At 62.9% G+C, this 13,877-nt stretch carries 9 protein-coding genes; 3 read left to right on the forward strand and 6 right to left on the reverse strand.

Annotation, left to right across the window (positions count from 1 at the left end; genetic code table 11):
* Nucleotides 1-238: 238 nt before the first annotated feature.
* From NKI25_RS10180 to NKI25_RS10195, 4 genes are read right to left on the reverse strand one after another with little or no spacing between them, the layout of a single operon-like run.
* Complete coding sequence (locus NKI25_RS10180; RefSeq protein WP_023675441.1) at nt 239-484, reverse strand: MoaD/ThiS family protein; 246 nt, start codon at nt 482-484, stop codon at nt 239-241.
* Nucleotides 484-2,748 (reverse strand): xanthine dehydrogenase family protein molybdopterin-binding subunit, encoded by a 2,265-nt coding sequence (locus NKI25_RS10185; protein ID WP_352620525.1) that lies wholly within the window; start codon nt 2,746-2,748, stop codon nt 484-486. The genes NKI25_RS10180 and NKI25_RS10185 overlap by 1 nt, the downstream gene beginning before the upstream one ends.
* 2 nt (nt 2,749-2,750) lie before the next feature.
* On the reverse strand, nt 2,751-3,227 hold the full coding sequence (locus NKI25_RS10190; RefSeq protein ID WP_352539334.1) for a (2Fe-2S)-binding protein: 477 nt from the start codon (nt 3,225-3,227) through the stop codon (nt 2,751-2,753).
* Nucleotides 3,227-4,087: an FAD binding domain-containing protein gene (locus NKI25_RS10195; protein ID WP_352620425.1), complete on the reverse strand. Its 861-nt coding sequence runs from the start codon at nt 4,085-4,087 to the stop codon at nt 3,227-3,229. The genes NKI25_RS10190 and NKI25_RS10195 overlap by 1 nt, the downstream gene beginning before the upstream one ends.
* Nucleotides 4,088-4,414: 327 nt before the next feature.
* Here NKI25_RS10195 and NKI25_RS10200 point away from each other — a divergent pair, with 327 nt between their 5' ends.
* Entirely contained in the window at nt 4,415-6,715 is a 2,301-nt protein-coding gene (locus tag NKI25_RS10200; protein WP_352620426.1) for a hypothetical protein, read from the forward strand.
* A 220-nt stretch (nt 6,716-6,935) separates the two neighbouring features.
* On the opposite strand, the gene NKI25_RS10205 is transcribed toward NKI25_RS10200, so the two are convergent.
* Entirely contained in the window at nt 6,936-8,579 is a 1,644-nt protein-coding gene (locus NKI25_RS10205; RefSeq protein WP_023675447.1) for an MFS transporter, read from the reverse strand.
* Nucleotides 8,580-9,731: 1,152 nt separating this feature from the next.
* Here NKI25_RS10205 and NKI25_RS10210 point away from each other — a divergent pair.
* Entirely contained in the window at nt 9,732-10,919 is a 1,188-nt protein-coding gene (locus NKI25_RS10210; protein WP_352620429.1) for a TMEM43 family protein, read from the forward strand.
* Nucleotides 10,920-10,994: 75 nt separating this feature from the next.
* Here NKI25_RS10210 and NKI25_RS10215 read toward each other — a convergent pair whose 3' ends face one another.
* Nucleotides 10,995-12,026, reverse strand: a complete 1,032-nt coding sequence (locus NKI25_RS10215) for a histone deacetylase family protein (protein WP_352586595.1) — start codon at nt 12,024-12,026, stop codon at nt 10,995-10,997.
* Between the two features lie 141 nt (nt 12,027-12,167).
* On the opposite strand from NKI25_RS10215, the gene NKI25_RS10220 reads away from it, so the two are divergent.
* The gene (locus tag NKI25_RS10220; RefSeq protein ID WP_352998396.1) at nt 12,168-13,871 is read left to right on the forward strand and encodes an amidohydrolase; all 1,704 of its coding nucleotides are present in this window, start codon (nt 12,168-12,170) and stop codon (nt 13,869-13,871) included.
* Nucleotides 13,872-13,877: the final 6 nt, after the last annotated feature.

Consider the following 13,877-nt stretch of genomic DNA (forward strand, 5'->3'; position numbering starts at 1 on the left):
GGCCGATGGCCGTCCGTCACCCCTGATCGATTAAAGCCTCACCGACGCTGCCAACAAAGCTCACGCCTCAAACCCCGCGCCCCTCCCGCGAGCGGGTTCGTTCTCTGACACAGAAGCAGTCATCGAAAAGGAGCCAAACTCGCAGGCTGAACTGGCCAAGAATTCTCGTGGATAGCCGAGGTTTTTCTCGAGCCTAGGCCATGTCTTGGTCGTCAATGGGTAGGACAGGGTTGTTCAGTTATCCCCCGGCAAGGCGCGGCAGCAGGAAAATCTCCGCCCCTTCCGGCAGTTCCTTCGACCAGGTGTCGCGATAGATCGTCCCGTCGATGGCGACGGCGATGCCGCGATCGATGTAGGGCTCGAGGCCGGGATACTGTTCAGCCAGTTTCCTGAACAGCTCCCTTATGTCCTTCGCCTCGATCTCGACCTTGCTCTTGCCTCCGGCGATCGCGCCGAGCGATCCCCAGAGCGTTACTTCGACCATCAGCCTTCCCGTTCTGCCTCGAGCGCCGCCAGGATGCGCGGCGGCGACATCGGGATGTGCGTCATGCGCACGCCCGCGGCGTTCGACACCGCATTGGCGATCGCCGCCAGCGGCGGCACGATCGAGGTCTCGCCGACGCCGCGCACCCCGTAGGGATGGTTGGGATTGGGGATCTCGAGGATCTGCGTGTCGATCATCGGCAGGTCCGAGCAGACCGGGATGCGGTAATCGAGGAAGCCAGGGTTCTGCAGCCGCCCGTCCTTGCCGTAGATATACTCCTCGTTAAGCGCCCAGCCGATGCCTTGCGCGGCACCGCCCTGGTACTGCCCCTCGACATAAGTCGGATGCACCGCCTTGCCGGCGTCCTGAACGACGGTGTAGCGCAGCACCCTGGTCGAGCCTGTCTCGGGATCCACCTCGATATCGCAGATATGGGTGGCGAAGGAGACGCCGGCGCCGTCGGCGACGAGCTCACTGTGCCCTGCAATGGGTCCGCCCGTCTTTCCGGAAGCGGCCGCGATCTCCTTCATCGACAGCGGCGAAAGGTTGCCGTGCGTCGCGCCTTTGGCAATCGCGTGACCCTCTTCCCAGACCACGTCGTCGACGGGTATGTCCCACATCTGCGCGGCGCGCTGCCTGAGGACCTTGATGGCGTTGCGAGCGGCGGAGATCGTCGCCATCGAAGACGAGAAGGTGCCGCGGCTGCCGTCCGTCATATCGTTATAGCCGAGGCTGGAGGTATCGGCGACCACCGCCTTGATTTGCTCATAGGGGATACCGAGCTCCTCCGCCGCCACCAGCGACAGCGAGGCGCGGGAACCACCCACGTCGACAGTGCCGACGGCAAGCGAGACCGAACCGTCCATGCCGATGTTGAGGTCGGTGCAGGTCTGGCCACCGAAATTGAACCAGAAGCCGCAGGCCATTCCGCGGCCCTGATTCTTGCCGAGCGGCGCCTTCATATGCGGGTGGTTCTTCACCGCCTCCAGCGTCGGCCCGATGCCGATCGGGCCGTATACCGGGCCGTAGGAGGATCTGGTGCCTTCCTGCGCCGCGTTCCTGATCCGGAACTCGACCGGGTCCATGCCGATCTCCTTGGCCAGCTCGTCGACCGCGCTTTCCACCGCAAACGCCGCCATCGGAGCCGACGGCGCGCGATAGGCCGCGGTCTTGGGCCGGTTGACCAGCACTTCGTAGCCGACCGTCTTGACGTTCTCGAGCTTGTAGCAGGCAAAGGCCGTCATGGCGCCGATCTCGGCCCACATGCCGGCATAGGGGCCGCAGGAATAGCGCAGCGTCGCCTCGGCCGCCGTGATCGTGCCGTCCTTGCGGGCGCCGATCCTGACGTCGATCGAGGTGGCGCTGGTCGGGCCAGACGCGCGGAACACCTCGTCGCGCGTCATGACCAGCTTGACCGGCCGGCCGGCCTTGCGCGACAGCGCCAGCGCCACCGGCTCGGCCCAGACATGGGTCTTGCCACCGAAACCGCCGCCGATCTCCGACGAGGTGACGCGCAGCTTCGAGGCTTCCATGCCAAGCAGCTGGGCGCAGTGTTGGCGGTAGACAAAATGGCCTTGCGTACAGACCCACAGGTCGGCGGTGCCGTCGGAGCTGACATTGGCCACGCAGGCATGCGGCTCGATATAGCCCTGGTGCGTCTGCTCGGTCTTGAAGGAGCGTTCGACGACGAAATCGGCCTGGCCGAAACCTTCATGGATGTCGCCATGGCCGTACTGGGTGCGCTTGGTGACGTTTGAAGGCTTGACGGGCTTTTGCTCGAGGCCCTCGGTGAAGATGGCGTCGTTGATCAGGGGTGCGGAGTGCTTCATCGCCTCGTCGACGTCGGTGACATGCGGCAGCACCTCGTAGTCGACCTCGATCAGCTTCAGTGCCTGCCTCGCCGTGCGAGCATCGACCGCCGCGACCGCGGCCACGGCATGGCCGTCATAGAGCGCTTTCTTGCGCGCCATGCAGTTGTCGAGGATGTCGTACATGGCGGAATCGCCGTCGGTAAGGTCGGGCAGGTCGGCCGCGGTGATCACGGCCTTGACGCCGGCGAGCTTCTCCGCCTTCGACGTGTCGATCTTCCTGATCGTGGCATGCGCATGGGGGCTTCTGAGAACGCGCCCGACCAGTTGCCCGGCCATGTTGAAGTCGGCGCCATAGCGTGCGCGGCCCGTCACCTTGTCGACGCCGTCGGGACGGATGGGACGCGTGCCGACAGAGGTGAAATTGCGTCCGGAGTAACGCGGATCGAAATTCATCGTCATGCTCCCTTCATCACGCTGGCGGCGTCCTGAACGGCACGCACGATCTTGTCGTAGCCGGTGCAGCGGCAGAGGTTCCCGGCGAGGCCGAAGCGGATCTCCTCCTCGGTCGGATCGGGGTTCTTGGCCAAAAGGTCCTTCGCCGCTATCAAGAAGCCCGGCGTGCAGACGCCGCATTGAAGTGCGGCGTGTTCCAGAAATTTCTGCTGCAGCGGATGCAGCCTGTCGCCATGTGCCATGCCCTCGATGGTCTCGACGTGCCGGCCCTCGGCCTCCGCGCCGAGCACCAGGCACGAGCACACCAGCCGATCGTCGAGGATGATGCTGCAGGCCCCACAGTCGCCGGTGCCGCAGCCTTCCTTGGCGCCAGTCAGCCCCAGGCGATCGCGCAGGACATCAAGCAGCGTCTCGTCCGGCTGGCAAAGAAACTCGACATTGTCGCCGTTGATTGTCGTTGATACTGCCACACCAGCCATCATTTGCCTCCTGCGCGTGCATAGGCGGTCGTGGCGGCCCGCTTGGCCAGCACACCCGCGACTTTCCGTCTGAATTCGATAGTGCCGCGCTTGTCGTCGATCGGGCGGCAGGCGCCCGAGCAGACCTTGGCGAGCCTCTCCAGCGTGGCTTCGTCCAGCTTGGAGCCGATGAGAACCTCGGCGGCCTCCTCGACCAGAATCACCGTCGGCGCCACGGCGCCCAACGCCAGACGGGCGGATTTGACGCGACCTTGCTCATCGAGCGTCAAGTTCACGCCGGCGCTTACCACCGCGATGTCCATCTCCGTGCGCGGAATGAAACGCAGATAGGCATCGCCCGAACGCGGCAGACGGCTGTCGAGCAGGATTGCCTCGACGATCTCGCCCTTGGCCAGCGACGTCTTGCCCGGCCCAGTCGGCACCGCTTCCACGGCAATCGTGCGCCTGGTTCCCGGGCCGACGACCACAGCCTTGGCGCCAGCGGCCACCAGCGCCGGCACGCTGTCGGCGGCCGGCGAGGCGTTGCACAGATTGCCGACGATGGTGCAGCGTCCCTGCACCTGCTTCGAGCCGATCAGCTTGGCCGCTTCGACGACGCCGGGCCATGCCTTCTGCAGGGCCGTGTTCTCGCCCAGCATGGCGCAGGGGACCGCGGCGCCGATGCTGAAGCCCTCGGCTGTTTCCCTGATCTCGCCAAGCCCGTCGATCGCCTTGATGTCGACGATCAGGTCGGGTTCGATAAAGCCGCCTTTCATTCGCACCAAGAGGTCGCTGCCTCCGGCGAGGATGGCGGCCGTGCCGGCTGAACCGGCCAACAGGCCGGCGGCGTCTTCAATTGAAAGCGGACGTATGTAACGCATCGTCTCCCCTTAGTGGTCATAGTCACACCAACTGATATAACCGTCTCTCCACAATGGCCATCCTGTTCGTGCATTCGCGGATTGGGCCAGGCGCCGCAATTTCATTTGCTCGTCCAATTGGACGCGCCGCCAGCCACTAATGCTCGATCGGTCCCTTCGGCATGACCAGCGCGGTGCCGGCTGTCGTCGGGCGCTCGATCATGCGACGGACGCGAGCGCAGTCCAGCACCGCGCCGACCCATCCGTAAGTCATCCGTAAGTGCGCTCCCTCTATGTCCTGTTTCGAACCAGGCGACATGTCTGCGCCGTACAGAGAGGGAAACGAACATGAGCACGCTCCTTGCACCAATTGTGATTGGCCCCGTATCGGTCTTGAGTACCTCGGTCCGTATCGATGGGCCGCTTCCCGGCTCGAGCATTTCCCTCCTGGTAAATGGCGTACCCGTCCCTGCGGTAAATGCCGGCGCCACAACCAGTACCTTTGTGCCGGTCGCCGCAGGCTCCCTCAACGTGGGGGATGCATTGACCGCACGTTGGACGCTCGGCGCCGAAACCAGTGATCCAAGCCCGGTCCCGATCGTCGTGCTCGGGTATCCCTCGACGCTAAGCGCATTGGTGTATTTGAGTCAGGTGCACGAGTGCGTCGACTGGGTGCTGATAGGCGCAGCCTATCCTGGCGCCACGGTCGAGATTTTCAACGGCGGCGCATTGATTGGCAGCGATACTGCACGCGGAAATGTCGTACCAGTGCGCATTCGCGGGGCGATCCAGGCCAACGATGTGCTTAGCGCAGTGCAGTCCGTTCAGACGCCTGCCGGACAGGTGAAGAGCAGTCAGACCCCGAGCTTGCCCGCCGAACAGACGCCGTATCGGGAAAATACCATGCCGGCACCAGCAGTCGGCCCGGTTCCTGGGTGCGCGCAAGCAGTACCCGTCAGGGGGTTGGCTCAAGGCGCCACCACGAAGGTCCACTTCAATGGCGACGTGCTGGAATATCCTTTCGTCGGTGCCAACCTCCTGGCGCTGCTTGGCCGTGCCGCGCACAATCCGGATGTCTTCAGCGCCACGCAGCACTTCGAGCGCTGCAATGCATCAAGTCCGTCATCTGCCCCTCCGGTGATCGTCGACGAAACCTTGCCGGTTAGAAAGCCCGTAATCGACGCCTCACAGTACTCCTGCCCGGCAGCCCGTGCTTTGCCTATCTCCAATCTCGAGCCCGGCGCGACATTGACGATCCAACTTGTCGATCCGACTTCGGGTGCAGCTACCGTGCTCGGGAGAATCGGAGTCGGCGAGGATGTGAGTTCCGGCCAATACTGGATTCCCGACGTGTCGGCCCTGATCCCGGCCTCGCCGCCGTTTCCATCGCTCGTCGTCATCCAGGAGCTATGCGGCAAGACAGCCACATCGGATAAGTTGCTGGTGGTAGGGTCTTACCAGGGCAGCGTATTTCCGCCGACCGTCATGGAGCCTGCATTTGAATGTGCAAGCGGCGCTTTCGTCAACAGCGTCGACAACGCGGTCGTACGTTTGTACTCGGATGCGCCAGATTCTCCTGTAATCAGCAAGCCCGTATTCAGTTTTGGCGGCCTCGTCTGGGTCGAGACATTTCGGCCGTTGCGCGCCGGCGAGCACATTCACGCCGAGCTGGAGCTTACTTGTCAGCCCCTCGCGCTTCGGGTCGGGGGCCCGATCAAAGTGTCCGACCTGACCCCACTCAAGACCCCGGATATTCAACAGCCCGTCCGGGTCTTCCAGCGGTTAATTTACGTATCAGGCGTGATTCCCGGGGCGCGCGTGCATGTATTCGTGAACGGGAAGTGGCGCGCCAGCGATACGCCACTTGGTTGGACGACGCTCTTCTTCGGGATTTACGTGGGCGAGCTCAAGGTAGAAGACCAAATTACGGTGATGCAGACATTGTGCACGAAGATGTCTCCGCTCACCAGAGTTCCCGTCAATGTCACCCTCGGGGAAATGCTGCTCTCCGCGGCTCCCCCGTCCCTGATAGCGGGCCAGCCGGCGACGATAACCATCAAAGCAGTCGACGCCGATAACAAGTCCCAATCGGTTGGAGGGACCATATCGCAAGGGGGCGCGGTGGTCGGGGCCACCAACACAGCGTTCACGCTATCTCCGCCGACCGGCCAAGCATCGGTCAGCTTGCAAGTTGCAGCCGTTGGCTACAAGACCGAGACCATCAGTATTCCCCTTACTGCGGCGCCGGTCGTCAAGCCGGCGATGCTGACGATAGCAACGGGTCTCTGGTTCAACGCCACCAAGAAAGAAATCACTGAAATCACCTGGCACCTGCAGGGGCCATCCGGCAGCTTTTCAAAGACCGAAAAGCCGAACGCAGAGCCGGCGTTGGTTCAGTTCGCGTTGCCCAAGCCGGCCGGCGGCGGGTTCACGCCGTTCACTCTCAGCTGCGAGGTCACATTCCAGTTCCAGGATTTCAATTTCATCTCAGGCGTATCTGGGACGAGGTCGAGTGACTTTATCGAGGGAGGCCTCATAAAGCCGTCTCCATCAACCGTCGAGATGTATTGGAGCGGTACCGACCTGACGATCAACTTCCTGGTAAAGTGGATACAGCAGGGCGATTATTTCGTCATAGAGCTCATGTAGTCGAATCGCCAGCGGAAGGGCGTCAGGGTGGCTGGAGCGGTTCATCGTTTCACGGAAACGGCGAACCGCTCTGTCTCTTCCGGACGGAAAACCGTTTCACACTTTTCCTGGAATTGCGCTGGAGCGGGATGCGTTCAAATTGAACGGTGCATCCCGCTTTATCTATTTGTTTTAACCGCATTTCTGCGACGTCAAGTGATTCCCTTGGCTGCAAAATGCTTTAATGCTCGATCGGTCCCTTCGGCATGACCAGCGCCGTGCCTGCTGTCGTCGGGCGCTCGATCATGCGACGGACGCGAGGTGGCTCGTTGCCGCTGTGCAGCGCCCTTATGCGCTCGCCGATGACCGCGTCGGCGTAGGTGGCGCGCCGATTGTGGCGGATATATTCGACCCAGGTCGGCGTGTGGTAGTGCTCGATCCATATCGAGGGATTTTCGAGATCGCGCGCCAATGTCCAGTTGCGGGCGCCGTCACGGCGGCGAACGCGGCCGCGCTCGGCCATGGTGGCGAGGAATTCCGGTACGTCCTCGTTGCGGATGACATATTCGATCATGATGGCGATGGGACCGCTGCGCGGCTTGAGATCAAGCGCCAGATGCGGCTCCTGAAAACGGTTGAGCGGGTCGAGGTTGAGCACCGCCTGCTGCGGCAGCGGCAGCAGCAGGCCGATGGCGCCTCCCGCCAGCATGGCGACACTGGCCGCCATCAGGGCGACTTCGGCGCCATGCGCGTCGGCGACGACGCCCCAGACCCAGCTGCCGAGCGCGATGCCGCCGAAGGTCGCGGTCTGGTAGACCGAAAGCACGCGGCCGACCACCCAGCGCGGCGTCGACATCTGGACGGTGACGTTGAAGTGCGAAAGCGCGGTCACCCAGCAGGCGCCGCCGAGCAGCAGGCCGAGCGAGGTCTGCCAGGCATTCTCGCTGAGCGCGGCATTGAAGGCGCAGAGCGCGAAGCCGGCGAATGCCATGCGCACCATGGTTTCGCTGGACAGCAGCTGCCGCAGCCTGACGCTGATCAGCGCGCCGCCGACGGCGCCGATGCCGAAGGCGCCGAGCATGATGCCGTAGCTCAAGGCATCACCCTTGACGACGTCACGCGCGACCAGCGGCAGCAGCGCCAGGACCGCGCCGGCGCTGAAGCCGAAAGCCGAGCTCCTGACCAGCACCTTGCCGATATTGGGCGACATGGCGACGTAGCGCAGGCCGGCGCCCATGGCGGCGCCCAGCGTCTCGCGCGGCAAGGTCGATGCCGGCAGTTCCGGCTTCCAGCGGGCCAGCACGACGATGAGGCCGACATAGCTCAGCGTGTTGGCGGCGAAGGCGGCGGCAGCGCCTGCCGCGGCAACGATGATGCCACCGATCGCCGGGCCGACGCTGCGCGTCAGGTTGAAGCCCATCGAGTTGAGCGCGATCGCCGCCGGCACCTTGGTGCGAGGCACCATGTCGCCGACCGAAGCCTGCCAGGACGGGCTGTTGAGCGCGGTGCCGCTGTCGATCAGGAAGGTGAAGGCGAGCAGCGTCCACGGCGTCATCAGGTCGAGATAGGTGAAGACGGTCAGAAGAGCCGAGACGACGAGCATGAAGATCTGCGCGATCAGCATGATTTTGCGCCGGTTGAAGCTGTCGGCGATGGCGCCGGCCAGCAGCGCGAAGAGCATGATCGGCAAGGTGGTCGAGGCCTGGACCAATGCCACCTGGTAGGACGAGGTGGCGATCGTCGTCATCATCCAGGCGGCGCCAACGCCCTGGATGAGGCCACCGAAATTGGAGACGAGGCTGGCGGACCACACCGCCCGGAAGATGCCGTGCCGGAACGGCGCCAGCGCCGAGGCGCTTTCGCTTTCCGGTGTGTCGTCGTTCATAAATGCTGTCCCGGACTCAAATGCGTTTGTTCTTCCGATCAATCGGCCCCGCAAGCCGTGGGTTCAAAAAATAGAACATCATTTCGCAAAGGGCGAACGCATTCTGGAAAAACATCATGGTCCAACAACAGGATAGCGGGCGCGGAGCCGGTCAGCGCACGCCACTGCGTGCGCCGATTCAGATGCTGGCATGAAGGTAATTCGGCCCTTCAGGCTCCACAGCTCGGACTTGATCAAACTGCGGTCCGTACGTAGGAAAATTGCCAGAAGGAAATTACCGAGGGACTGAAATGAAAGCGCGAGCTCTCAAGGGGATGTCGATTGCCATTCTCATAGTGGCTATACCTCACGTATTTTTTAGACCGCTTGCGAGCATGAGCGGCCTGGCTTTAATACAAATATTTACATGCGCTATTTTGTACACATATCTTATGTTGAACATACTTGGTGACAAATTGTACGAAAAGAACGTAGTATTGTATATTATCGCTTGTCTAATAACTACATTTTACCCATATGAGAACGTATTTTTGATAGCCGGCAGCATATATGGATTTATTGTCCTATTTATTTTTCCTATATCTCTCCTTTTTATACTGAGATCCGTCCGAATCGAACTACGATGATGGTGCACTTTTTGCTGCCCAACCGACAGGCTCTGCGTTCGGATTGATCGCATGCCTCGCCTTGCCCGCATTGTCGTTCGCCGTCTGCCGCACCACGTCACGCAACGGGGTTAAGGGCGCACCAAGGTGTTTTCGCGTACGAAGACTACGCACTCTGCAAGAGCCTGCTGGTGGAGCATTGCCCACTAGCCGATCTGATTCCGGAATAGTTGCGGACCATCAAGCTTTGGTGATTGCCGCGCCCCCCAAGGAACGGCTGATTCGGCTACAATCCAACTGCAGACGAATCTGACATCAACGCGATTTGACGGAAACGAATTCAATGAATTGGCGGTGAGCGATGGGCTTTACGGCCGCGAAACCGGTCGGATCGCAACTGTGCCGTATCGGCGGCTCGCCGATTGCGATAAGCTCCCGGTGCCGAGACGGATGGGCGTCCGCCCCGGTTTGGGGTGACGCTGGTTGCTTGCCACTGCGCGGCAGAGCGCGGATTTCGCGAGACTGGTTTCGGGGGATGGGGGAAATAATGAGCGATTCATTTCAGGAAGTGACGTCCGTCTCGTGGTTCGGGCGGATCAAACGCGCGCTCGCCGGGGTCGTCTTCGGGCTGCTCCTGATCGTGCTGATGGTGATCGGCCTGTTCTGGAACGAGGGCCGGGCCGTGCAGACGGCGCGCTCGCTGGCCGAGGGATCGGGCGCGGTGGTCTCGGTCGGCGCCGACAGCGTCGATGCCGCCAATGACGGCAAGCTCGTCCATGTCACCGGGGCGGTGACGGCGAGCAGCGGCCTTGCCGATCCGGACTTCGGTATTTCGGCGCAGGGGTTGCGGCTGTCGCGCGGCGCCGAGATGTACCAGTGGAAAGAAGAGGAGAAATCCGAGACGACGAAGAAGCTGGGCGGCGGCGAGGAGACGGTGACGACCTACAGCTATTCGAAGGTGTGGGACGACAGCCAGATCAATTCGTCGGAGTTCAAGAAGCCGGACGGCCACGAGAATCCGCCGATGGAGATCCACAGCAAGCAATTCCAGATTCCGGACGGCAAGCTCGGTGCTTTCACGCTCGACCGGCCCGTGCTGGACCTGATCGGCGGCGACAAGATGTTCTCACTGTCTGCCGATCAGTCGGCCGCCATAGACGCCGCCTATACCGGCACCAAGCGGGTCAACATCGTCGACGGAAAAATCTATCTCGGTTTCAACACCACGTCGCCGGCGCTGGGCGACTACCGCATCGGCTACGAACTGGCGCCGCTCGGCGTGGTCAGCGTCGTCGCGCGCCAGACGGGGGGCGGCTTCGAGCCATACCAGACAATCGCCGGCGACCAGTTGCTGATGGTCGACACCGGCAATGTTCCGGCGGAAAAGATGTTCGCCGAAGCGGTCAGCGCGAACACGCTGATCACCTGGCTGCTGCGCGCCGCCGGCGTGCTGCTCCTGGCCATCGGCTTTGCCCTGCTGCTCGGGCCGATCGGCGTCATCCTCGACGTCATTCCTTTGCTCGGCAGCATGGCGCGGATGGGTACCGGCATCATCGCGTTCTTCCTGGCGATCCTGGTCGGGGCGACGACGATGGCCATCGCCTGGTTCTGGTACCGGCCGGTGCTGGCGGCGGGCATCCTGGCAGCGGGCGTCATCGCAGCGGCGGCGGTCTATTACCTCGGCCGCTCGCGCAGGCCGGCTCCGCCGGTTGCGGCGCCGAGCGCGGCCACATGATTTGCAGGCGCCGGCGGTTCTAGCGGTTCATCGTTTCACGGAAACGACGAACCGCCCTGTTTCCTGGAATTGCTTCTAGCGGTCTTCGAAGCCGGTCAGCACGCCGACGGCGTTGATGCCGATCTCCTCGACGGCGTAGCCGCCTTCCATGACGAACAGCGTCGGCAGGCCGAGCCTGGCGATGCGGCGGCCGATCCGGGGATAGTCGGGGGTCTTCAGCTTGAACTGGCTGATCGGGTCCTTCTCGAAAGTGTCGACGCCGAGTGAAACCACGACGACGTCAGGAGCATAAGCCGAAAGCCTCGTGCAAGCGTCCTCGAGTGAGGCGTTCCACACGTCCCAGCCGGTGCCGAAGGGCATCGGGTAATTGTCGTTGAAGCCTTCGCCGTCGCCCTCGCCGCGTTCGTCGGCATGGCCGAGGAAAAAGGGATATTCGGTCATCGGATCGCCATGCAGGTTCAGCACCTGAACGTCACCGCGGCGATAGAATATCTCCTGGGTGCCGTTGCCGTGGTGATAATCGATGTCGAGGATCGAAACGCGCCCGGCGCCATGGTCGCGGAACCATTGCGCGGCGACGGCGGCGTTGTTGATGAAGCAATAGCCGCCCATGAAGGCCGCCCCTGCATGGTGCCCTGGCGGGCGGCAGAGGGCGAAGGCGGAAGGCTCACCGGCCTTGACCAGCGCCGCGGCGGTCAGCGCGACGTCATAGGACGACTTGATCGCATCCCATGTGCCTTTGACGAACGTCGCGCCACCGTCGAAGGAGTAGAAGCCGAGCAGCGCATCGATGCCTTTCGGGCGCACGTCGCCGCGAAGGCCGCGCGTCGGCCAGGTGAAGGGAATGGCCGAACCGCTGCGGCCCGACGCTTCCCAGAGCGGCCACACGGTCGGCAGGAAATCGATGTAGTCGCTGGCATGCACCTTCCTGGCGGCGGCAAGGTCGTGGCTTTCCGGCGGCAGGATCGGACCGAGCTTCTCGCTCTCCACCCGCGCCCTGATGAACTCGGCGCGCGAAGGCGTTTCAAAAGCCGGCACGATGGCGCCGGCGATCAATTCGACATTGCCGGAATGGCCGGCATGGAAAGGCGAAAAAACAGTCTTCATGAAATTGTTCCGTGGTGAGACGCGGCGACCCTAACCGTCCTGCACTGCCTTTCACAAGGCGCTGGGCCAACCAGCCATGGCTTGCTGGCCCGGCAGCCGGTCGTCTAGCCTGCCGGCAGCGCAACCGAACTGCGGGTAATCATGAGTTCAAATGCCGACCTGATCGTCACCAATGCCCGTGTGCTGACCATGGACGAAGGCAATCCGACGGCCGAGGCGGTGGCGATAAAGGACGGCAACATCATGGCGGTTGGCGATCGCCGGACGATCGAGGCGCTGAAAGGGCCGGCCACGAAGATCATCGATGCGCAAGGCGGTTCGGTGGTGCCGGGCTTCATCGAAGCGCACATGCATCTTTTCGGCGGCGCGGCCGAACTCGACAATCTGCATCTTCAGGGCGTGCATGGCTTCGATGCGCTGAGCGACGCGATCCGCGCCTACGCTGCGGCACGGCCGAACGCCAAATTGCTGCTTGGGGCCGGCGTCCACTACACCATCCTTTCCAAGGAAGAGCCGGTCACCCGCCATCATCTCGACCGCATCATCGCCGACCGGCCGTTCGCCATGTCTGCTTCCGATCACCACACGATGTGGGCCAACACCAAGGCGCTGGAACTGGCAGGCATCCTGCACGGCAAGCAACTCGGCCCCGGCAACGAGATCGTCATGGGCGCCGACGGCCTTGCGGCGGGCGAATTGCGCGAGGGCGAGGCGTTCGGGCCGATCCTCGAGCTTTCCGGGCAGAATCGCGTTCGGCTCGGCCTCGCGACAGGCGGTGAGCCCGACCCATACCCTTCCGCCGCTGAAATCGCGGCCGACCGCGACCTGATGCATCGCGGGCTGGAATGGTGCGCCCGCCACGGCATCACCTCAATCCAGAACATGGACGGCAATCTCTACCAGCTCGAACTGCTTGCCGGGTTGGAGCAGGAAGGCCGGCTGCTCTGCCGCACCAAGATACCGTTCCACTTCAAAAATTTCATGTCGCTCGACAGGCTGGAAAAGGCATCGAGCATGGCCAGCTCCTACCAATCGGAATGGCTGTCGTCCGGCATGGTCAAGGTGTTTTATGACGGCGTGCTGGAAGGCTGGACCGCGGTCATGGTCGACGACTATGCCGACCGGCCGGGCTGGCGCGGTGAGCCGCTGTTTACGCCGGAGCATCTCGCCGAGGTGGCGGTGGAGGCCGACCGGCGCGGGCTGCAGGTCGCCGTGCATTCGATCGGCGACGGCGCGGTGCGCGCGGTTCTGGACGGTTACGAGGCGGCGCAGCGGAAGAACGGCAAACGCGACAGCCGGCACCGGGTCGAGCACATCGAGGTCACCACTGCCGCCGACGTGCCGCGCTTCGCCGAACTCGGCGTCGTCGCCTCGATGCAGCCGCCGCACCCGCCCGGCGCCATGGACTTCCCGCTGGAGCCGACGCTCTCGCGCATCGGCCGCGAAAGATGGCCGCTCAGCTATGCCTGGCGGACGCTGAAGCAGGCGGGTGCGCATGTCGTCTTCGCTTCCGACTGGCCGGTGTCGCGGATCGAGCCGATCCTGGGCATTCAGGCGGCGATGCTGCGCAAACCTTGGGCAGACGGCGTTCCCGACCAGAGCTTCTCGCTGTTGGAAGCGCTTGCGGGCTATACAGTCGAAGGCGCTTATGCCGAATTCATGGAGCACCGCAAGGGCCGGCTGAAAACCGGCTATCTGGCCGATCTGGTGGTGCTGTCGGCCGATATCGAGACAACTGAACCGGGTTTGTTACACAAGGTGCATCCGGTGACTACCATCTGCGGCGGCAAGATCAGTCATCAGGTTGATGATGGGGCTGACGATGGCACGGAGCTTGCGTTCTGAACCGAG

It is taken from the genome of Mesorhizobium sp. M0808, from assembly GCF_040320025.1.
Lineage (GTDB): Bacteria > Pseudomonadota > Alphaproteobacteria > Rhizobiales > Rhizobiaceae > Mesorhizobium.